Raw genomic sequence first — 20,240 nt, forward strand, 5'->3', positions numbered from 1 at the left:
TGAAAATTACCGCTGCGCCTGCGAGGTAACCGTTCACCAGGGGTACTAACCTTTCAGTATAACGGGCCGTAAGCGAACAGCCGCGCCGCAGGTTCGGGCAAGCAGCCAGGCGCAGCGTACCCCTGTACGTAAGCCTGGCTGATCGCCCGAAGATGCGGTGCTGCTGAACGCTTACCCCGCGAGGAAGGCGCCCGGACCAGTGCATTCATCATCGCTTAAGCGACCGGGAGAAATCAACGTGGTTTTTTGATTCCCAGTTCAGCTCCCTGCCGCAACAGTTCCGCCTGCACTTCCCCCGCCGGCAGAGACCGCGGTATCCGGCCGGTTTTGACGGCCAAAGCGGCGCAAACCCCGGCGGCCTGACCGGTGGCCACCGAAACCGGCATCACCCGGTAGGAGGAATGGGCCTCATGGGTGCCGGAGATGCAGCGGCCCGCCACGATCAGGTTGTCGATTTTTCGGGGCAACAGGCAGCGCAGAGGGATATCGTAGGCCTCGCCCTGGGGTACTCTCTTGATGACCGTGCCCATCCCTTCGGGGTTGTGAATGTCGATGGGATAGGTATTGGGGGCCACCACATCGGGAAACTTGCGGGCCGTCAGCACATCATCGGCGGTCAGTTGATATTCACCGATGATCCTTCTGGTCTCCCGAACCCCGGCCTGAGCCCCGCTCTGTAACACGTAGGCCTGCTCGAAACCGGGGACGTATTTGCGCAAAAAAGCTGAAATCTGACGCATCTGGGCCCGGCTCTGCCATTCGGCATAGGACCAGTCCCACACATCGCTGCCCAGCACCCGATTGACCCGGGTGCTGTTGACGACGACCTCCTTTTCGTGGGGGGTGCCGAAGAAGAGAATATCTTCCCTCGGCAACCGCAGATCTCCCTTTAGGGTGGCCTGCTGCACCAGATCCCACAGGCCGTGAACCCCACGCCACTGCTCGGGATGCTCTTTGACATAATTTTCAAAGGCCGTTCGTTCGAAATCCGCCATCCGGAACATCAAGGTCATGGGCTGAACCAGCCGGTCATCTTCGCGACCGGTTTCATAGGGCGCTCCGGCACTGGCAGCCACATCGCCGTCGCCGGTACCGTCCACCACCGCCTTGGCGCGAATAACCACCGGGCCCGATTTGGTTTCAAAAACCACACCTTTAATGGTGTTCCTGGTGACGATGGTCTCTCCGGCAAGGGCGTGAAAAAGGAAGTGAACCCCCGCTTCGTCCAGCATCTCCATGGCAACCAGCTTGAAAGTCTCGGGATCAAAAGGCACCGTGTAGCCGGTTTTGAGCGTAGGGGCGGCGGCTCCGCCCGCCTGGGTCAGGCGTTGCAGAAAACTGTTGAGTACTCCGGCAATGACCGGTTCGCCGGGACCGTGATCGGTACGGAAAAGGGTGGTCGCCCCCTCCTTTTCCCGGCGCGGTTTATCGGTATCAAAAGACATCAGTGGCATGACCAGGGCCGCCGTGGCGTTGCCGCCCAGAAACCCGTAGCGCTCCACCAGAATCACATCAACTCCCGTCGCGGCCGCGCCCAAAGCCGCGCCAAACCCGGGCGGAGGTCATGGGCCTCCTGCTTACCATGATTCCGGTACCGGTGCTCACGCCCAAAATTTCCTCATATTGGCTGGAGTTCGACGCCCTGTGCAACCTTGAAATAGAGGAAATTCCTCCCCAACTGATCAAAGCCCTGCGCGAACAGGTCAAAGTTCCAGCAAGCGTTGGTTGATCTCAATTCCCACCATGGCCCCCTGGCCGGCGGCGATAATGGCTTGGGCGTTGCCCGCCCGGAGGGCCCCCAGGGCGAAAAGATTTTTAGTCGAGGTTTCGCAATTATGATCGGTGGCCAGCTTCTTGCCGTCGGCTTCCCGCTGCAGGGAAAGTTCGGTTAGGAAAGAATCATTCAGGATATAGCTGTAACTCAACATGACCACCTGGCAGGAAAGTTGCCGGCCGTCGGTCAGCTTAACCCCGGTCAGCTCGCCATCGCCCAGAAATTCCTCCGCTTCACCCTCGATGAACCGGATTTCATCTTCGGCCAGCAGCTCGGCGTGGTCGTCGGGCAGGCGGCCGGCGGGCATGACCAGGGTGATATTCGGGGTAAACATCTGTTTCATGGCCAGGGCCAGCCGGACGGTTTGTAGCGATCGCCCCAGGATAACGAGTTTCTTGCCCGTGGTGTGGTAACCGTCGCAATCGACACAGGTGAAGATCGAGCGGCCGAAAAATCTGTTCATCCCCATAATCCGGGGCAAATTTTCGGCTCCCCCAGTGGACAGTATAAGGTAGGGGGCCCGGTAGTCGGCCCCTTTGCCGGTGCCGACCACGAAAAAATCATGATCTCTTTGGACTGAACTCACCTGATCGTGCCGGAAGGTCACCCCAAAGGACTGGATCTGTTTGATCCCGGTGTCTACCAGGGCCTTGCCCGAACCGGCGATCAGCCCGAGATAGTTTTCCAGGTGCAGGGCATGGCGGGTGCGGCCGCCGCCCTGGTCGATCAGGATGACCCGGCGGTTGAAGCGGGCCAGGTGGATGGCGGCCTGAAGGCCACCGGGGCCGGCCCCGATGATGATACAATCGTAGTCCTGTTCTGGCATAAAATCCTGTCCGTTCAGTCTTTTTATGACTACGATATCAGGCTCATAGATTGGCGTCAAACTTTTATTCTGTGTTTATCTCCTTTTATTTTATTGTTTTAGCGTTGTTGCTGAAGGTCGGGCGTGGGGGGGAGCTGCGCCGCCTTGACGGCGTAAATCTGAATGACTACTACTATGTAACAGAGGAAGATTTTCTTTGTCTGAATGAGGCAGGCAGGAACAAGGCGTTTGCATGATTTAGAAAAGGAGGCAGAACAATGAAAAGTGTAAAATTGACCATAATGGCGATGGCGATGGCGATGTTCTGGGGCTTATTAACCTTGGTTCCCGGCGCTATGGCGGCTGAAGTGTCCGTCGCCAAGTTGCATGCCGTAATGTCCGACGCACCGGCTCAGGGATTCTGGCAAATAAGAGCCGATGAGTTGCATGAGTGGATCAAGCAGGAGAGGACTGACTTCGTGGTTGTTGATGTCCGGCCCAATCCGGCCGAATTTGCCGCCGGCCATATCCCCGGCGCCATCCAGATTCCGGTGCAGGGTATCTTGAGTCCGGAAAGCCTGGCTAAACTGCCCAAGGACAAGAAGTTAATTCTGATCTGTGTTACCGGGCAGACCCAGAATCTGCCGGTGGTTCCCCTGCGGGCCCTCGGTTATGACGCTTATACCATGTCTTTTGGGTATTCCGCCTGGATTCACGATTATCATGGCGCCCATACGATGCAGCAGGCGATTGAGAACGCCGCGCCTGGAAAATTCCCGCTGTTTAAGTAGTTCGTCAAGGGGAATAACTTTTACCCCGGCATGGTGGCACCAGATGACTTGAGGTTAGGCAGGGACGCCGCCAGGGCAGAGGGGCCGGCTCCAGGCCGGCTAAGGCCGCCTGGAGCCGGGGAAGGTCGGGAAAGGGGGGCAGGTTGGACTGCTGCCAGAGGTTCAGCCCGCTGATCGCCTTGGCGGCCATGGAAGCAGCGGAATCGCGTCGGTTCGCCGCCAGGAAAACATAAACCCCGGCGGCCCGGATCATCCCCTGCAGGGCGATTTTGTCCGGCCCGGCCGGAGCCCGGTACCAGGGGGGCTCCAGAAGTTCGTGGACCTCGAAAAACAGCTCCTCGTCCCAAAGCACCAGGGCCCGGTGAAAGGGCTCCACCAGCTCGCGCTGGTGGATAATCACCAGCACTCGCTCATAGGCCGCCAGGCGTTGTTCCAGGTAATGGCGGTGGACCTCCTGTAGGGGCCGTTGCCGGAAAACGGCGGCCACCTGGGGGCTCCGTTCCAACCTTAGCAGATCAAGATCGACCGCCAGAGCTTCGGACAGCTCGTTGCGCAGGTCCCGGGCCAGCCGGTCGTTGAAAGGGTCAAAATGTTGGGTGGCAGTCATTTGCTTCGCTTTCTGAAGGCCTAATCCTGCATCAGGGCGGCCACCTCGGCCATGCGCCGGCCCAGGTTTCTGGCGGTGGTGATACCCATGGTGTCGCCTTGGTAGCCATCGGGATGGTTGGCCCAGCCGGTGCCGCCGAAATGATCGCCGTCACCGATGATGATCATGTCGTGGATCATCATGGCTGCGTGCACTGCCTGAATGGTCAACTCCTGGCCGCCGCTGCGCGAACCTCCCACCGCGATGGCACCGCCCAACTTGTTCTTAAACATAAAACCGTTGCGCCTGAAGAGCACGGTGCGGTCAAGAAAGGCCTTGGCCTGACTGGACATGCAGCCCATATAAACCGGGGTAGCCACGATGATGCCTCTTACCTCGGGGGCGGCGAGCTTGGGGATCAGCTCCTGGAAATCGTCCTGCTGGCTGCATTGCACCCCCTTTTTGCAGGTGTCGCAGGCCAGGCAGCCTTGAAAACGCAGCGCTGCCAGGTCAATGAGCTCTACCTCCAGGCTTTTGCCGGCGGTGGCGGCACTCTCTTTGAGCTGGTCAAGGCATTGCTCCAGGAGAAAACAGGTGGATTTATTCTTTCTGGCGCTGGCTGAAACACCGATTATCTTCATAATAACGTTTCCTTTTGTGGGTAATTTTTGCAGGTAAGTCCAGGCCTTGGTGGTGGCCTGGGGGCAATATGCAGGAGAAGTCGAAAAAAAACGGCCAAAGGTTAATCGGGCATGCGGTGGTCAGTATTTTGAGGCGCGTAAGATACTTATCACCAGGTAGATGGCCAGTGCCATAGCCAACAGAAAACCGATCATCCCCAAATAGGGATAACCCCATAGGGGAGGGCCGATATCGGCGAAGATGATCAGCCCCGAGGTGACGAACAGAGAAGCGGTGATCAGGCCTAAAATCATCCGATTAGTGATCCGCTCCAAGGTATGTTGAAGGCCTTCCAGCCTTTCGTGCCGGAAGCGGATAGCCAGTTCGTCGTGTTCGATTTTATCGGTGATGGCCAAAATGCTGCCTGGCAGTTTCCGCTGTATTTTGAAAAAATATTTAAGGTTGCGCATGAAACCTCGCCGCAGATTGGCGAATTTGTAGCGCTCCTCGGTCAGACGGCTGACAAATGGCTTAATCTCTTCAATGGTGTTCAGATCCGGACAGATCTGTTGAGCTGTGCTTTCCACGGTTACCAGGGCCTTGATCATGATTGCCGGTTCAGCCGACAGAACCAGGCCCTGTTCCCGTAATATCCGGGTGGTGTCGTTCAGGATCAGGCCCAGGTTGATCTCTTTGAGCGGCAGGTGATGGAATAGATTGATCACCTCCATTACTTCATTCTGCAGAGATCGCTTATCCGCCTTTTCAGCGCCGGAAACGAACTCCAGCATGATGTTGACGATCTCTTCGGTGTCTTTCTCCACGAAAGAACTCACCAGATCTATCATGTTGTAACGCATTTCCGCCGGTAAACGACCGACCATGCCCCAATCGAGCAGCGAAATGGTGCCATCTTTATCGATCAGGAAATTACCCGGATGCGGGTCGGCATGAAAAAAACCGTTTTCGAGCACCTGGCTGATCACCATGGACATTCCACGCCGGGCCAGCTCATGGCGATCAGCCAACTTTTCCAGATCAATATCTTTTAACTTTTGACCCCGGGCCAACTCCATGGTCAGCACCCGGGAGTTGCTGTAGTCGGGAAAAACAGCCGGCACAAAAAAACCTGGCTCAACCAGGATGCTGCGCATAATGCGCATGTTGCGCATCTCCCGGTTGAAATCGATCTCCTTGAGCATGAGCCGGTGAATCTGTTGCGCGAGCTTGGGAAGATTGTAAACCCGCAAGCTTTCCACGCGCTCATTGATCTGCCGGGCAATAATTTCCAGAATTTCCAGGTCTTTACGTACGAGTTCCAAGGTGTTGGGGCGCTGAACTTTGACCGCCACCACCTGTCGTTGCTCAAGCAGTACGGCTCGATGGACCTGGGCCAGGGAGGCCGCCGCCAGGGGTTCTTCTTCGAAATGGCTGAAAACTTCCGGGATTGGCCTGCCCAGGCTGTTCTCTAAGACCTCGCGGATGGCGGGGAATGGTGTGGGGGGGACTTCATCCTGGAGCTTTCGCAGTTCCCGGAGCACCGCCGGCGGAAAAATATCGTGCCGCATGGAGAGAAACTGACCGATCTTGATAAAGGCCGGTCCCAGTTCTTCCATGGCCTTGCGAATACGGGTGCCGGTATCCAGTTCACTGCTTTGGGTATGGATCCTGCCCAGCAGATGGTGTCCGGGAAACTCAAGACGTTCCACCACCTCATTGAAACCATACCGCCAAAGTATGGTGACAATTTCCTTGTAGCGCCCCATGTGGGCGAATGTCCGAAGGTCCATGGGTCAGTGGCTTTTCTCTTCTTTATGCCGCAAATCCTCAAGCAAAGTTATCCGCTCTTCCAGGTTTTTGACCTTGGCTGACAGCTCATCGACTTTCTGCTTGTCGGCAATTTCCATCCGATCGAAGGTGGTGCGTGCTATGTCGGTAAGCCATTGTTGGAATTCTTTTTGTTGTTTTTCTCCCTTGGTGGACAGTTCGTTGATCAGGGCCTCGCTGTCTTCCGCGCTCATCTTGCCCGCTTCCACGAAGCGATCCACGGTTTTTCGAATCTCCTCGCAGGTGACCACCGCTACACCCAGGCCGGCATAAAGGCTTTTGCGAATAGTATCGCGTACCATCATCGCTCCTCCATTTTTCTTTTAAGTTAATTGGAAAACTTTTAACTGTATGCTAGCTTTTTCCCTGGGCCTGGTCAACACCTGCCTGGTCCCAATTCGGTTCACCTCGTTGGCGATAGATTTGGTCTGCAAACATCATTATATCTTGCCGTTTAATCGGCGCTAACGAGGGTTTTGGTGGGCGGTCAGGGCTTTCTGTTTTACAGGAAGCCCGCGGGTGGAAATGACGGGCGCAAAGAGTTCAGGGCCAAAAAAGCGGAGATTTGGCATGACGGCACTTGGCGGTAAGCCGACCGGACCGGAAAGAGTTTGCGCGGTGCGGGTCGAGGCCGGTCAGGCCGGGGGGACGGTGCTGGATTTTGTCGCCGGCCGGTTTACCTATCTGACCCGGGAGCAGTGGCAGCAGGAGTTGGTCGACGGGCGCCTGCGGGTAAACGGCGAGCCGGTGCCACCGGAACGGCTTCTTGCCGCTGCCGACCGGGTTTCCTACCGGGGTCGGGAGTTGGCGGAACCTCCGGTGGCCTCGCACTTCAGCGTGGTTTATGAGGACGATGATCTGCTGGTGGTGAACAAGCCGGCCCCGTTGCCCTGTCATCCCGGCGGGCGTTATTTCCGCCATACCCTATGGAGGCTGCTGCAGGAGAGATGCGGGGTACCCAAGCCGCTTTTGGTCAACCGGCTGGACCGGGAAACCTCCGGCCTGGTGGTGGTGGCCAAAAAACGGGCGGCGGCCAGGGATTGCGCCCGTCAATGGCAGGAGCAGCAAGTTGAGAAAAGATACCTGGTCCTGGTGGAGGGCGAGTTTCCCCTTGGCGCACAGGCGGTCGCCGGCTTTTTGGCCCCGGATCCGGCCAGCCTGGTTCGCAAGAAAAGCCGCTTTTTCCCCGCCGACCAAGCCGCTCCGGCAGGGGCTGTCTCGTGTGCCACCGCTTTCCGGCTTCTGGCGCTGCAGGGGGGGATCAGCCTGCTTGAAGCCCGGCCGCTGACCGGGCGTTGCCATCAGATTCGCGCCACCCTTTGCAGTTTGGGTTTCCCGGTGGTGGGCGACAAAATATATGGCCTGGACGAAGAACTTTTTCTCCGCTTCCTGGCCGACCGCCTGAGCTCCGACGACCGCCGCCGGTTGCGGCTGCCTCGCCAGGCCCTGCACAGTGCCGGTCTGAAAATGCGCCACCCCGCCGACCATCGCCCCCTGGAGTTTACCTGCCCGCTACCGCCGGAAATGGCCGGGCTGCTCCCGCAGGCCCTCCCGGTCGGCGCCATGGAATCATAACCCAACACCAAGCTTGACCTGGGTCAAGGCTTGCCCTTCTCTTCACTGCTACAATCATGTTCGTTTTGTTTTTTTGCCGCTTGTTTTTGTCACCAAAACAGCGGCAAGAGCGTTTTAAATGGTTGAAGAGGAGGGAGTTGGCCGGCAATGAGGTTTGAGGATCGTAGTGATGAAGAGTTGATGGCGGCCTATGCCGCCGGCGATCTGGATGCCTTTGCCGTGCTGTATGACAGGCACCGGGGCAGGATTCTGGGTTATTTGTTCAGCCGCCTGGCCGGTCGGGACGAGGCCGAAGAGGTCTTCCAGAAAGTTTTTGCCCGGTTGCATGAGTCGCGTCAAAAATATAGGGCCGGCACCCCCTTCCTGCCCTGGATGTTTGTGCTGATGCGCAACGTGCTGATCGACCATGTGCGCCAGGTGCAGCGACGTCGGCGGCGGTTGGTCTATTCGGAAGAGGCGGTGCTGGGGGCCGTGGCCCCGGAAACTGTGGCGGGGAGCGGTCGGCTGCGGGATGGCGGTTACCTTGATGGCCTTGACGCCCGGCAGCGCCGCGCCCTGGAGTTGCGTTTCGAGCAGGGTTTTTCCTTTGCTGAAATTTCCGCCCGTCTGGGGCTTTCCACCGTTAATGCCCGCCAGATCATCAGTCGGGCACTGCGGCGCCTGCGCCAAACCTTTGGTGAACAGGGGAACCAGCGATGAGCAACCACAAGTTGAGCCGCGAGTCGTCCCAAAAGTTAAGCCTCGATTGGTCCCATGAGGCGCGGTGCGAGTTTTCCGCTTTTGTTGAGGCCAGGCCGATCATGCCGCGCCCGGCCACCGAAGCGGCGATTTTTCGCCTGGTGCGGGAGCGGTCTTTATTCAACCTGCAAGCTTTTTCGGCTCGTTTCCTGCCGGTGCAGGCGGTGTCGGGCCTGGCCACCCTGGCGGTCTGCCCGCAGTTCGGGATCGGCGGTCATTGGGGCGGGCGGCTGGAAGCGTTGCTGCATGTCTCGGCGAATCCGTGGCTGTTTTACGCCACCTGTGGCCTGTTTTTCGTCCTTTTTGGCGCCCTGTTAAGCGGCCTGCTGATCGGGCTGCGGCCCCGGGGCGCTGGGGGGCTGGGGGCCTACAGCCTGTTTGCCGTCTACAGCCTGGTCGCTTATCTGTTGCTCAGCCTGTTGGGTGGCGAGGCCTTTGTGCTGGTTTCCCTGGCCTGGCTGGTGGGGGCGCTGGCGGGTAATATCCTGGGTTTCGAACTGGGCGGCCGGCTGCGACGGACCCTGGGCCGCTTCCGTCCGGCGTTGGGCTCGGCCTGATCTTAAGCGGCCACGGCCTGGCCGGTTTATCTGCCGCAATGAGCGGCCTGCTGTTTTGGCGTGGTGTTGGAGAACAGACATAAAATCATTGCTGGTAGCGGCTCAGCAGTACCTCCTAGAGGATCCAGGGTGAAGTCAGGCAACTGCAGCCGTGGCCGCTTTCGTTGATCAGTGAGCAGAAGGCGACAAATTCCTGCATCAGGCCGGTCATCGCTTTGTTCTTGTAATGGATGATCTGGAGGGTGCGTCGCATGTCCAGCCCCTTGACGCTTAAGCTGGCCAGCCAACCCTCCTCGACTTCACGGCAGACGGTGAGGCTGGAGAGGCAAGCCACCCCGCCGCCGGCCTCCACCGCCTTTTTGATCGCCTCGGTGTGTCCCAGTTCCATGGCCACCCGTAAGCCGGGTAGGTGGCGGCCGAGCTTTTTCTTGAACACCTGGCCGGTTCCCGAGCCCTTTTCCCGTATAATCCACTCGCAAAGTTCAAGGTCGCCGGGCAATTCGAAGTTTTCTTTGCCGGCAAGGGGGTTGGTCGGGCCAGCGATTACCACCAACTCATCCTCCAGCCAGGGGATGATTCTGACCTGGTCGTTGGTAACCTCGCCTTCGACAAAGCCCAGGCCCGCCTCGCCCTCGGCGATCATGGTTTCGGCATGCCGGGTATTGCAAACCAGCATATCCAGTGATACCTGAGGGTGCAGCTTCTTGAAAACTCCGATAAAATAAGGAAGTACGTAATTGCCGATGGTTGAGCTGGCCACGATCTTGAGTGAGCCGGCCACACTTCCCGACTTCTCGCCCAGTAAAGATTCAATATTGTTGATTTGCCCCAGAATCTCCTTGGCCAGTGGCAACAGATAGCGGCCCCGGTCGTTGAACAGCAGGTTACGCCCCTTGCGGTCGAAAAGAGGGCCATCCAGCTGATTCTGCAGCTCGTTCAAGGCCATACTCACCGCCGACTGGGTAAGGTGCAATTTGGCGCTGGCCTTGGTTACCTGGCTGGTTTCCGCCACTGCGACAAAGATCTCGAGCTGCCGCAAAGTAATCGCCATCCTGCCTTCTCTTTTTTCCGGTATCGCTACAGCACAGGCCTGGTTAAATGTAATTGATGTTTATCATTAATATAATGCATTTTTATTTATCAATAGCTTTCGCTAAAGTGACAACTGAGATAATGGCCAGAGCAGCCCGTTGCAGATCAAAGAAGCAGGAGGAAGCCATGAGCGGTCAAGAGTACTTTGCTGATTACTCAGTCCCCATCACCCTGAAGGAAGCGGTCCGGGCGCGATCGGATTTTGCCCGTAACCGTTGGCAACACCGGTTTGAACCGCCTTTTTTTTCCGGTACACCCGGTGGCGGATCGCCGTTGGCGATAACAGGACCAAAAGCCTGCCGCCGAAAAAAGTTTCCCCGTTTCGCCCCCCGGCGGGATTTTTATGTGCTGCACCGGGAGGTTGGTCGGGTAATCAATGTCGGCATGGGTGGTCTTTGTTTCACTTATTTCGATGACCCGAGCCGGCAAGGCGAATTACCCGAGGAGGGTCTGCTGCTGGCCGGCACCGGTCAGTGCGTTAAAGGGGTGCCGTTTGAAACCATGGCCGACCAGGTGGTTGTTCCGCTTTTAGCCGGGAAATACCGGGTCAAAAGACGCTGTGTTCAGTTCGGTGAACTGACTGAGCACCAGATCGAGGAGTTGGAGCGTTTTATTCTTGATAACGCTTATGTCCCACAATTGGCAGGGGCGCCGGGGCGGCGTACGTGCTGGAAATGAGAGGGCGTGAAACATGAGCTACCGGCACGACATGACAAACCAAACAAGTTGGCTGCCAAAGCGGCTGGACCAATTCGATGTCCGCACCTCCGCCTGGTTGGATCGGCATTGCCAGGTGGTGTTGCGACTCTCCCTGGCCATCATTTTTCTCTGGTTCGGGGGGCTCAAGCTTTTGGGGCTGAGCCCCGAAGAGGAACTGATCAAAAATACTGTTTACTGGATAGAACCTTCGTCATTTATCCCGATTCTGGGCTGGTGGGAGATGGCCATCGGCCTCGGATTGCTCTACCGCCCCCTGATTCGCGTTGCCTTGCTGCTGCTTATTCTGCAAATACCCGGCACCATGCTGCCCCTGGTACTGCTGCCCGAAGTCTGCTTCACCCGCATCCCTTTCGGGGTCAGTCTGGAGGGGCAGTACATCATTAAAAATCTTTTCCTGGTAAGCGCAGCTTTCGTGATTGGCGGCAAGGTCCGCCATACGGGGAGATGATCACCGTCGCTGGCCTTGCTTTTTTCCCGGCCTGGTTTTTGTTGATTCTTGCGTGCGCCAAGTGTTTTTTTTCGGCTTTCAGCCCACCAGCGGCAACTCGTGCCAGGAAGTGGTGTAGGCCGGTGATTTTCTGTTCTGCCGGTTCTTCCAGTCCCGCAGCAGCCCGGTGGCGGCGCTGTGCAGCGTTTCGCGGCCCCATTTGTGGTTGATGGTGTCCATCGCCGCCATCAACGCCTCCTGGCGCTGATCCGGCTGGGCCTGGAAAAGGTTGGGCTGCAAGCGGCCGGCCGGGGTCAATTCCAGCAGAATTACGCCCACTTTCTGGTAAGCGTGACCGACCCGGAAGATGTGTTGCAGGGCTTTAGCGGCATGCCGGATCAACTCCGTAGTCGAGGCGCAGGGGCTGGGCAGGGTGACCACGGTGCTGTTGGCGTATTGCCGCTGCTGGGCACCAAAACGGCTGGTGGCCAGGAAAACCTGAAGAGAGCCGGTTGTAAGCCGTTGCGCCCGCAGTTTTTCAGCGGCGATGCCCACGTAGGTGGCCAGAGCTTCTTTCAATTCGGCCGGCTCGTAAACCGGTCGGCCGAATGAACGGGAGGTGGTGATGGACTGGCTGGGCGGCGGGCACTGCTCCAGGGGCAGGCAGGGGATGCCGCGCAATTCCATGGCGGTGCGCAGCCCGGTGACGGTTAGTTGGCGGCGTAGCCGGCGGTCTTCGGCGTTTTTCAAGGCCAGCGCGGTGGTAATGCCGCCCAGGGCCAGCTTGGCGGCCGAGCGGCGGCCAATACCCCAGATCTCGGCGACCGGCACGGAGGCCAGCATGGTGTCGATTTCCCGGTCGGCAAGCACAAAAACGCCACCGTGCTCCGGTTGCCGCTTGGCCAGCCGGTTGGCGACCTTGGCCAAGGTCTTGGTGGCGCCAAAGCCGATGGAAACGGGAATGCCGATTTCTCTGCCGATGGTGGCCCGGATTCGGCGGCCGGTTTCCCGCAGCACCGCCGGATCGGCCGCCGGCAGCCGGATAAAGGCTTCGTCGATGGAATAGATCTCCACCTCCGGCTCCAGCCGCGCCAGCACCGTCATCACCCGGTGGGAGATATCGGCGTACAGGGGATAGTTGGAGGAGAAAACCCGGACCTTGTCGGCGGCAAGCTGCCGGCGGCACTTGAAAAAAGGTTCGCCCATCCCGATGCCCAGGGCCTTGGCCTCGTTGGAGCGGGCGATGACGCAGCCGTCATTGTTGGACAGCACCACCACCGGCTTGCCGTTGAGGCCGGGCGCGAACAGGCGCTCGCAGGAAACGTAGAAGTTGTTGCAGTCCAGCAGGGCGTAAATTTTGCGCATGGTCAAACCTACAGAGGGTGAATGACAAAGGTGACCACGCCCCATACTTCGCAACTGGTTTCTTCGTTCAGTTTGATGGCCGGGTAGTCGGGGTTTTCGGCCTGCAGGCGGATGGTGCCGTTTTGCCGCCGCAGCCGTTTGACCGTCAATTCGCCATCGACCACGGCGATCACCACCTTGCCGTCGGTCGGCTCCAGGGAGCGGTCCACCACCAGGATATCATGGTGATGAATCCCGGCGCCGATCATCGAATCGCCGGCCACCCGGACAAAGAAGGTGGCCGCCGGGTTGGCGATCATCAACTGGTTAAGATCAAGCCGGCCCTCGATGTAGTCATCCGCCGGTGAGGGAAAGCCGGCGGACACCCCGCAGGTAAACAATGGCCGCCGCAATTCGCCTTTACGGTTAAAGCCGTGAATGGATGCTATGGTGTGGTCGCTCTTCATGTGCATACCGGGTAATCGTAAAGGTAGATAATTGCAGAAGCGGGGGCGAGTCGGGTAATATTGATAACCTTGCAAAAACCCGCCAAACTAGTTGGTCGGTAACGCGAAAACAATTAGTTACAAAGCGTGCCCAGTCGGCGGCGCGGCTTTGTGCGACGCCGACAATATTACACCGGCGACGCGTTTTTGCAGCAACCAAATTCCCTTTCAGGAGGCAGGCCATGCAACTGACCAGTTCCGCTTTCAGCCCTAACGGCGTTATTCCCGTTCGTTATACCTGTGACGGCGACAACGTCAACCCGCCGCTGGCCATTGCCGGGGTGCCGGCGGCGGCCGTCAGCTTGGTGCTGATCATGGATGATCCCGATGTACCCAAAAAGCTGCGGGCCGACGGCATGTGGGATCACTGGATTGTGTTCAATATACCCCCTGATTTAGCCAAGATAGAGGAAGGGGCAGAACCGCCGGGCGTCCGTGGGATCGGCACCGGCGGCAACCACGACTACCACGGACCCTGCCCGCCGGACCGCGAGCATCGCTATTTTTTCAAGCTCTACGCGCTCGACTGCCGGCTCGATCTGCCGGCGGGTGCCACCAAGACCCGGGTGGAAGCGGCCATGGCCGGCCACATCCTGGCCCAGGCCGAACTGATGGGCCGTTACGATCGCCCCCGGCGCTGAAGGTGGAATACCCCTGGTGAAGGTTGCCATGCCCAAACAGCCGGCGCGCCTTAAAGCTGAAAACGCAAACCCAGGGCGATGAAGTTGGAACCCGTGGCTTCGTCCACCACCCCGAAGGCCCCGGAACGGTGGTGGATACGGAGCAGCATTTGCCAGTTGGCTCCCGGTGGCCCCAGGGTCAGTTCGGTGGGCATGAAAAGCAGGGAGCGCGAGGCCCGCCGGTCCGGTTGGTCTTCAATGGCCGGCCTGGCTAAGGCATAGGAGAGCCCCAGCCCCCAGGCCACCGAAGTAGCGACCTGCCGGCGCCAGGGAAAAGCGTGCCAGCGTAAAACCGCCGCCGTGTTGATCTCGATATGGTCCTGCCGACCGGTATTCCGGCCGGCATTGAACTCGCCTTCCACGCTTAAGTAATCACCGTAAGCGGCAAGTTTCCTGGCCGCTCCCGCCACCCATACATAAAGAACGGCGCATTTCCGTTTGGCCGCGAACGATTTCATTCCACCGGTTATCGGTCCACTTGCCACCATAAACAAAGGCCGTCCAAGGTCCGGCAGCGTCCGCATGGGCTTGGGTTGAAGTCAATAACAGCAGTACGCCTGCCACGACAACAACGTAATTCAGCTTTTTGCTCGCGCAGAAATATTTACGCCGGTTCATCTTCAAGTTTCCTTCATCGTCGTTTTCTGCCAACCTTGTTTCCGGCAAGTCATGTCTGCCGGGTTGTCAGCAGTTCCGCCTGCCCTTAGTGAAAAATCAGCCGTATCATCTTTAAAAAAATCGGCGCAGGCGCAATTCCAGCCGGTATTGGTTGGCTCTTTCCCCGTACTCCCGGCCGCTGCCGCCGGTGAGCAGGGTGAGGCGCAGGCGGGTTTCCCAGTTGGTGAAACCGGTGTAGAGCGCCTCGGGGCTTAGCGAGGCGCTGCCGTCGTCGAGGTTGGTGATCAGGGTGAGGGCCGGGGTGAAGTAAAGGATATCCGCCGGTTCCTTCCAGCTCAGGCGGGTGTAGAGGTAGTTGCGGCCGGCTTGGGGCCGGTCGTAGCGGGGGGCCAGGCCGGCGGCCTGGTTCAGCTCGGCGGTGCCGCCGTTGCTTTGATACTGCTGGTGGCCGTCATGGATCAGGTCGTAAAAGCGGCCCAGCTCACGGCGCCGGTAACCCTCGCCGTTATGATAATATTCGGTGATAATGGTCAGTTGGCGGGCGGTGAGATAGCGCAGGCCCAGCAGGTAGCTGGTGGCCGCGGCGCGGTGCCGGAGCACGCTGCCGTCGGCCTGCAGGGTCTGGAAGTTTTGCCGGGGAATGTGGGCCAGCTCGCCGTGGATGGCGAAGTTGGGCCGCAGGTTGCGGGCGGCGGCGACCCCGAAGCGGTCGGGGCGGCTGTCGCCGGTATAGCCCAGCAGGTTGAGGTCGGTATTCCGGTAGAGCAGGTAGAGGCGGGCGGCCAGGTTGAGGTGGTCGGCGGCACCGAAATCCCGATTGATTTCACCGGTGACCGGCAGGGCCACCAGGTTCAGGGTGGCGGTTTTCAGGGCGCCGGTGGTGCTGCGGGTCAACTCCAGGCCGCCGGTCACGTAACCTTCCCGCGATTCTTCCGGGTTGTCCGGGTCTTTAGGGCGCTGGATAAAGCCCACCGGGTTGAAGGCGTAGCCGGTGCCCCAGTTATAGGTTTTTTTGCCCAGGTCCAGGCTGCGGCGGGGTGAGGGGGTGAAGCTGAGGTAGCCTTCCAGCAGGTCGGCCCGATCCGTGCTCGTCGCCTCGTCCCAGGAGGCCGCCGCGTTGGCCTTGCCCTGCACCACCAGGTTGCCCCGGCGGTAGCGGCCCTGCAGTTGCATGGCGGGGGTAAGGCGGTTCAGGCGGGCGCGGGGCTGCCGGTAGTGGCGCAGCAGATAGAGGGCGCCGTCGGAGTTCAGGCGCAAATGTTCCCCCTTCAGCTCCAGGTAGCCGCCCCAGGAAAATGGTTTGGGGGCGAAGGCGACCGGGTCGAAGTCGAACTCGAAAAGATCGTCATCATCCACCGCCGGGCCGGCAACGGCTGCCGGCGGCAGCTTCAGAACCAGTAACAGCATGAGCAACAGCAAGGCCGGTCGGCCCCGGAAGTGCGGTTTCATCGCAGCTCTTCGATTCTCGGCAGATAGCTCAGGGTAAACACCTCGTCGGCCAACTCGCGGGGGGTGATCTGGCCCCAGACCATCAACGAGCGGTAACCTTCGTACAGCGGGCTGTCGGTTTCCAGCACCGAGGGGCGCAGGAGGCCGTCGCCGAAATCCTGGAGCCGGCTGTAGCGCAGGGTTTTAATCAGCATACCCTCGGCGGTGCGGCACTCGATTTCGGTGGGGACCAAAGCTTCCCGGTCCACCAGCATCACCAGGCGGTCGTAGGCCACCGCCCCGCTGCGGGCCTTGAGTTCCAAGCGGTAATGATCGTCATACTCGCTCATGGCGAAGGCTTCGTACTCGCTCTGGTAGTCCAGCCGCATGATATCGGAGTTGTTGAAAACCCCGCCCACCACCGATTGCAGGCTGGTAATCCGGATGGGCCGGCCCACCTCGGGGATGTAGAGCCACATGTTGTCATCCCGGCGCAGGGTGGCCCGCCCCCGCTCGCTGGCCGGCTCCAGGAAAAGGGCCACCATCCGGTCGCGCCCCTTGCGCAGACTGTAGAGGGTGAATTCCTTGCGGCTGCCGTCGGGTTCGATATTGATCAACCGGCGGTACATCTCCGCCGATTCCGGCTGCAGGTTGCGGTCCACCCGGGCCAGTACCTCTTCGGCGCTCGGCGTTTCGGCGGCAACGGCCAGGGGGGTTGCCGCCAGCAGGCCAAAGATCAGGATTACACGCAGGGTAAGCTTAATCATTGTCTTCTCCCGGCTATTGCCGATTCAGCAGGGCCTGCACAACGGTGGCCGCCGTCCCGTCGGCTATTCGTGGTTCCAGGCCCTGATTTTGCATGGCGGTCAGCATTTTGGCGCCGAATTCGCCGGCGATTACCACCCCCGCACCTTGGTCAGCCAGAAATTGCGCCACCTGGGGACCGGCGGCACCGCCGGCCTGCCGGTAAGGATTGGCCATGGCGGCGGTCAGGTTGCCCTGGTGGTCGAAAAGCAGCAGATAAGGAGCCCGGGCCGCCACCTTGCTGACCGCCGCAGTTGCCTCCGGGCCTTCGGCAGCCACGGCGATAAGCACCGATTCCGCCGCTCCGGCCGGCGCCAGGCTCAGCAACCATAAAACCGTTGCCAGTAAGCAGGAAAAACGAGATCTGGCATTCATAGGGATTCCTCCGGGGTTAAATTATCCGTAGTAGCCTGCTGGTCATACATGGTGCAGGGCCTTGATGGGGTCCAGCCGGGAGGCTTTGAGGGCCGGTTGCAGGCTGGCCAGCACCGCGCCGCTGATGACGATCAGCGAGATCAGAAGCAGTTCGCCAGCGGCGATTTCCGCTTGGAGGACCAGGCCCTGCTGGCGGCCGAAATCGTAAGTTATTTCCGCCAGGTTAAGCAGCTTGATCAGCAGCAGGCCCAGCAGGCTGCCGGCCGCCGCTCCCGCCACCCCCAGGCTGAAACCCTCCAGCATGAACAGGGTCAGGATGCGGCCGGGCGGGGTGCCGATGGCGGCCATGGTGCCGATTTCCCGGATTCGCTCGTAAACCGCCATGATCATCACGTTCATGATGCTCACCAGGACAATGGCGATCAGCATCAGCTTGACAAAAAAGGTCATTACCTCGATCATCCGGGCGATATTGTAAAAGGGCGAGAGCCGTTCCCAGGTGTGCAGCTCGTACAGCGGCCGTTCCTGGGGAGTGGTGTAGGGCGCCAGTTTTTCTTCCAGGGCGGCGGCCACCGCCGGCAGGCGGTTGAAATCGTGCAGGCGGACGGCGATTTCGCTGATCTCCCTTTGCGGAAGGCGCAGGATCGCCGCCGCGTCGTCGATATGGAGGTAGCCGTCGCGGCCGCCGGGGCCGGTGGCGCTTTCCAGGATACCGGCCACCGTGAGCTGGCGGCCGTTGACCGAGCCGTCCTGGTTGGTGGCCACCACCACCACCGCATCCCCCGGCTTGATCCCCATCCCCCGGGCCAGCAGTTCCGGCACCCAGATCCGCCCCGGCGTCAGTTCGGGATCGCCGGCCAGCAGCCGCCCTTTAAGCAGCGGCACGGTGGCCAGTTCGCGTTCGGGATCGATGCCGTTTAGGCGGATATTGGTGGTCTCGACAAAGGTGCTGAACATGGCCCCGAACTTGAGGCGGGAGGAAAAAGCCTCCACCTCCGGTTGCCGGGTCAGCACCTCTTCCACCCGATTCAGGGCCTCGCCGCTCAAGTTGAGGTTGAGCGGCAGGTTTTCGATGGAGGCCACGTAGCCCCGCTTGTGCAGTTGCAGGTGGCCCAGCATGGAATCGGTGGTTTGGGCGATCATCAGGTTTTTAAACGAGCCGGTCACCGCCACGAAGAGCAACACGAAGATGACGCCGATGGCGATCAGCGAGGTGGTCAACAGGGTCCGCCGCCGGTAGCGGAGCAGGTTGCGCAGGGCGATTTTCAGTAGATTAGCCATGGTGTCCTCCCGGCTTTTCGCCCGTTATTTCGCTCTTGACCAGGCGGCCGTCTTCCAGGTGGTGGATGATTTCGGCGGCGCCGACGATCTTGGGGTCGTGGGTGGAGAAGATGAAGGTGGTGCCGAACTCGTCGCGCATCCGGCGCATCAGCTCGATCACCCGCATGGCGGTACGGTGATCCAGGTTGGCGGTGGGTTCATCGGCCAGCACCAGTTGGGGCCGGCTGACCAGGGCCCGGGCCACCGCCACCCGCTGCTTCTGGCCGCCGGAGATCTGGTCCGGGTACTTGTCGGCCTGGTCCTCCATTTCCACCGCCGCCAGCAGGGTCTGCACCCGGCGGCGGCGTTCGGCGGCGGGCAGGTCCAGCACCAGTTGCAGGGGGTATTCGATGTTTTCCGCCACCGTCAGCACCGGCAGCAAGTTGAAATCCTGGAAGATGAAGCCGATATGGCGGCCCCGGAAGCGGGCCCCGGCCCGGCGTTCCAGTTGCCCCACTTCCTTGCCCGCCACCGTCAGGGTGCCGCGGCTGGGTTTGTCCAGGCAGCCGATGAGGTTGAGCAGGGTGGTCTTGCCGCTGCCCGAAGGCCCGACAAAGGAGACGAAGGAGGCCGGGGCGATCTCGAAATCCAGGTCGCTCAAGGCCTGCACCCGCACCTCCCCGGACTGATATTCCTTGCCCAGGTCTTTGGCCGTTACCAGGTTCATGGCGGTTCCTCTTGCTCAGTTTTTTTCGTCCCCGGTTAGTGGCGGTCGGGGAACGGGGTTAAGCTCAGCATAGAAGATAAGAAATCAAAGCAGAAGAGGAATTTATGGTCTTGCGGCGGTTTGCCATCGCTCTTGCCCCGGCGGGGGTTCGTGTCGCTAGCGGTAACCTTGCAATCAAAGCGGAAACAGTCTTTCTACACTCAGTGCCTACGCCTGAAATTCAAGGAGCTGTCGCCGGCTCGTATCCACTGCGTTATCTTGCGTGCGGTAAGGCCTGCTCGACCAGGTGCTGCATTTTTTCCCGGTGGGAGCCGGCCCAGTAGATCTGGTCGCAGGCGGGGCAGTATTTGAAGCGAGTGTAGTATTTTTTGGTCAGGGGCTCCAGGCGGTGAATAATTTTTTCTTTGGCCACCGGCTGCAGGATCTCGTTGCAATTCAGGCAGCGGCTGAAGGGGAGGGCCCGCTGCTGCAGGCCATAGTGGTTGAGCACTTCCAGGAGTTGTTTTTGGGGGTCGGTGGCCCGGATCAGGCGGCCGAACAGCACCTGGCGGCGCTTGAGCAGGCGTCGGTCCCGGGTCAGCAGAATACGGCCGGCGGCGGCCAGCCGGGCCAGGTTGGCGTCGTCGTGGTCGGCCGGCAACAGGGCGTCGAAACCCAGCATTCGTAAGCGCCGGGCCAGTTTGGCCACGTTGACATCGATTATGAACCGGACTGCGGTGAAAGGCTCAGGTCGCAGGCAGGTGGGGATGGTGATATCAACGGGCGGGGTGAGCGGAAAAATATCCAGCCGCTCATCGTCGGCGGGGATGTAGCTGAAGTTCACCGACTGCCCGGCGGCAATCTTTCCCACCTCGGTATGGGGTATCCCGCAGGCTTCGACCATATCTTTGATGGAAGCGCCCCTGGCGGTCGTCCGAACTTCACCGGCAGCCTGCGGGGCCGTTAGCAGTTCCGCCAGCTCTCCGTGAAAAATCAGCCGTATCAT

24 protein-coding genes are annotated in these 20,240 nt (G+C 59.7%); 8 read left to right on the forward strand and 16 right to left on the reverse strand.

From position 1 onward, the window contains the following. Positions 1-233: 233 nt before the first annotated feature. Positions 234-1,511, reverse strand: a complete 1,278-nt coding sequence (locus DAAHT2_RS00770; protein WP_013162388.1) for an FAD-dependent oxidoreductase — start codon at positions 1,509-1,511, stop codon at positions 234-236. A 53-nt stretch (positions 1,512-1,564) separates the two neighbouring features. On the opposite strand from DAAHT2_RS00770, the gene DAAHT2_RS14850 reads away from it, so the two are divergent. After that, complete coding sequence (locus DAAHT2_RS14850) at positions 1,565-1,729, forward strand: hypothetical protein (RefSeq protein ID WP_174259447.1); 165 nt, start codon at positions 1,565-1,567, stop codon at positions 1,727-1,729. Here DAAHT2_RS14850 and DAAHT2_RS00775 read toward each other — a convergent pair. Then, positions 1,704-2,600: an NAD(P)/FAD-dependent oxidoreductase gene (locus DAAHT2_RS00775; RefSeq protein WP_013162389.1), complete on the reverse strand. Its 897-nt coding sequence runs from the start codon at positions 2,598-2,600 to the stop codon at positions 1,704-1,706. The genes DAAHT2_RS14850 and DAAHT2_RS00775 overlap by 26 nt on opposite strands. A 257-nt stretch (positions 2,601-2,857) precedes the next feature. Between DAAHT2_RS00775 and DAAHT2_RS13610 the strand changes: the two genes are divergently transcribed. After that, positions 2,858-3,370 (forward strand): rhodanese-like domain-containing protein, encoded by a 513-nt coding sequence (locus DAAHT2_RS13610; protein WP_013162390.1) that lies wholly within the window; start codon positions 2,858-2,860, stop codon positions 3,368-3,370. 4 nt (positions 3,371-3,374) lie between these two features. Here the strand turns inward: DAAHT2_RS13610 and DAAHT2_RS00785 are convergent, their stop codons facing one another. The 4 genes from DAAHT2_RS00785 to DAAHT2_RS00800 all read right to left on the reverse strand — a co-directional run bounded on the left by DAAHT2_RS00785 (position 3,375) and on the right by DAAHT2_RS00800 (position 6,709). Then, positions 3,375-3,977, reverse strand: coding sequence for a DUF309 domain-containing protein (locus DAAHT2_RS00785; protein WP_013162391.1), 603 nt, complete (start codon positions 3,975-3,977; stop codon positions 3,375-3,377). Between the two features lie 20 nt (positions 3,978-3,997). Next, entirely contained in the window at positions 3,998-4,597 is a 600-nt protein-coding gene (locus tag DAAHT2_RS00790; RefSeq protein ID WP_013162392.1) for a flavodoxin family protein, read from the reverse strand. Positions 4,598-4,717: 120 nt separating this feature from the next. Beyond that, the gene (locus DAAHT2_RS00795; protein ID WP_013162393.1) at positions 4,718-6,367 is read right to left on the reverse strand and encodes an ABC1 kinase family protein; all 1,650 of its coding nucleotides are present in this window, start codon (positions 6,365-6,367) and stop codon (positions 4,718-4,720) included. A 3-nt stretch (positions 6,368-6,370) separates the two neighbouring features. Next, entirely contained in the window at positions 6,371-6,709 is a 339-nt protein-coding gene (locus DAAHT2_RS00800; protein WP_013162394.1) for a phasin family protein, read from the reverse strand. Positions 6,710-6,974: 265 nt separating this feature from the next. Here DAAHT2_RS00800 and DAAHT2_RS00805 point away from each other — a divergent pair, with 265 nt between their 5' ends. The 3 genes from DAAHT2_RS00805 (at position 6,975) to DAAHT2_RS00815 (ending at position 9,274) form a co-directional block, all read left to right on the forward strand. Then, positions 6,975-7,979 (forward strand): RluA family pseudouridine synthase, encoded by a 1,005-nt coding sequence (locus tag DAAHT2_RS00805; protein ID WP_013162395.1) that lies wholly within the window; start codon positions 6,975-6,977, stop codon positions 7,977-7,979. 147 nt (positions 7,980-8,126) lie between these two features. After that, positions 8,127-8,678 carry an RNA polymerase sigma factor gene (locus tag DAAHT2_RS13615; protein WP_013162396.1) on the forward strand — a complete coding sequence of 184 codons (552 nt, stop codon included), beginning with the start codon at positions 8,127-8,129 and terminating at the stop codon, positions 8,676-8,678. Then, the gene (locus DAAHT2_RS00815) at positions 8,675-9,274 is read left to right on the forward strand and encodes a hypothetical protein (RefSeq protein ID WP_013162397.1); all 600 of its coding nucleotides are present in this window, start codon (positions 8,675-8,677) and stop codon (positions 9,272-9,274) included. Before DAAHT2_RS13615 ends, DAAHT2_RS00815 begins: the two co-directional genes overlap by 4 nt. Before the next feature lie 115 nt (positions 9,275-9,389). Here DAAHT2_RS00815 and DAAHT2_RS00820 read toward each other — a convergent pair whose 3' ends face one another. Continuing rightward, positions 9,390-10,325, reverse strand: a complete 936-nt coding sequence (locus DAAHT2_RS00820; protein WP_013162398.1) for a LysR substrate-binding domain-containing protein — start codon at positions 10,323-10,325, stop codon at positions 9,390-9,392. A 167-nt stretch (positions 10,326-10,492) separates the two neighbouring features. Between DAAHT2_RS00820 and DAAHT2_RS00825 the strand changes: the two genes are divergently transcribed. Beyond that, positions 10,493-11,044: a hypothetical protein gene (locus tag DAAHT2_RS00825; RefSeq protein WP_013162399.1), complete on the forward strand. Its 552-nt coding sequence runs from the start codon at positions 10,493-10,495 to the stop codon at positions 11,042-11,044. Between the two features lie 31 nt (positions 11,045-11,075). After that, on the forward strand, positions 11,076-11,534 hold the full coding sequence (locus tag DAAHT2_RS00830) for a hypothetical protein (RefSeq protein WP_041719116.1): 459 nt from the start codon (positions 11,076-11,078) through the stop codon (positions 11,532-11,534). 78 nt (positions 11,535-11,612) lie between these two features. On the opposite strand, the gene DAAHT2_RS00835 is transcribed toward DAAHT2_RS00830, so the two are convergent. Together DAAHT2_RS00835 and DAAHT2_RS00840 are read right to left on the reverse strand one after the other, a co-directional pair. Then, entirely contained in the window at positions 11,613-12,878 is a 1,266-nt protein-coding gene (locus tag DAAHT2_RS00835; protein WP_013162401.1) for a Y-family DNA polymerase, read from the reverse strand. Between the two features lie 8 nt (positions 12,879-12,886). Beyond that, positions 12,887-13,324 carry a LexA family protein gene (locus tag DAAHT2_RS00840; protein WP_013162402.1) on the reverse strand — a complete coding sequence of 146 codons (438 nt, stop codon included), beginning with the start codon at positions 13,322-13,324 and terminating at the stop codon, positions 12,887-12,889. A 221-nt stretch (positions 13,325-13,545) separates the two neighbouring features. Between DAAHT2_RS00840 and DAAHT2_RS00845 the strand changes: the two genes are divergently transcribed. After that, positions 13,546-14,004 (forward strand): YbhB/YbcL family Raf kinase inhibitor-like protein, encoded by a 459-nt coding sequence (locus DAAHT2_RS00845; RefSeq protein WP_013162403.1) that lies wholly within the window; start codon positions 13,546-13,548, stop codon positions 14,002-14,004. A 50-nt stretch (positions 14,005-14,054) separates the two neighbouring features. On the opposite strand, the gene DAAHT2_RS00850 is transcribed toward DAAHT2_RS00845, so the two are convergent. From DAAHT2_RS00850 to DAAHT2_RS00880, 7 genes are all read right to left on the reverse strand, one after another. Next, complete coding sequence (locus tag DAAHT2_RS00850; protein WP_013162404.1) at positions 14,055-14,501, reverse strand: hypothetical protein; 447 nt, start codon at positions 14,499-14,501, stop codon at positions 14,055-14,057. A 271-nt stretch (positions 14,502-14,772) separates the two neighbouring features. Further along, on the reverse strand, positions 14,773-16,110 hold the full coding sequence (locus tag DAAHT2_RS00855; protein ID WP_013162405.1) for a hypothetical protein: 1,338 nt from the start codon (positions 16,108-16,110) through the stop codon (positions 14,773-14,775). Then, positions 16,107-16,856, reverse strand: coding sequence for an outer membrane lipoprotein-sorting protein (locus tag DAAHT2_RS00860; protein ID WP_013162406.1), 750 nt, complete (start codon positions 16,854-16,856; stop codon positions 16,107-16,109). Before DAAHT2_RS00860 ends, DAAHT2_RS00855 begins: the two co-directional genes overlap by 4 nt. Positions 16,857-16,869: 13 nt before the next feature. After that, complete coding sequence (locus DAAHT2_RS13620; RefSeq protein ID WP_013162407.1) at positions 16,870-17,268, reverse strand: NifB/NifX family molybdenum-iron cluster-binding protein; 399 nt, start codon at positions 17,266-17,268, stop codon at positions 16,870-16,872. A gap of 42 nt (positions 17,269-17,310) precedes the next feature. Next, positions 17,311-18,549: an ABC transporter permease gene (locus DAAHT2_RS00870; protein WP_013162408.1), complete on the reverse strand. Its 1,239-nt coding sequence runs from the start codon at positions 18,547-18,549 to the stop codon at positions 17,311-17,313. After that, complete coding sequence (locus DAAHT2_RS00875; protein WP_013162409.1) at positions 18,542-19,255, reverse strand: ABC transporter ATP-binding protein; 714 nt, start codon at positions 19,253-19,255, stop codon at positions 18,542-18,544. The genes DAAHT2_RS00870 and DAAHT2_RS00875 overlap by 8 nt, the downstream gene beginning before the upstream one ends. Positions 19,256-19,508: 253 nt before the next feature. Continuing rightward, positions 19,509-20,240 carry a Mut7-C RNAse domain-containing protein gene (locus DAAHT2_RS00880; protein ID WP_013162410.1) on the reverse strand — a complete coding sequence of 244 codons (732 nt, stop codon included), beginning with the start codon at positions 20,238-20,240 and terminating at the stop codon, positions 19,509-19,511.

The organism is Desulfurivibrio alkaliphilus AHT 2 (assembly GCF_000092205.1).
GTDB lineage: Bacteria > Desulfobacterota > Desulfobulbia > Desulfobulbales > Desulfurivibrionaceae > Desulfurivibrio > Desulfurivibrio alkaliphilus.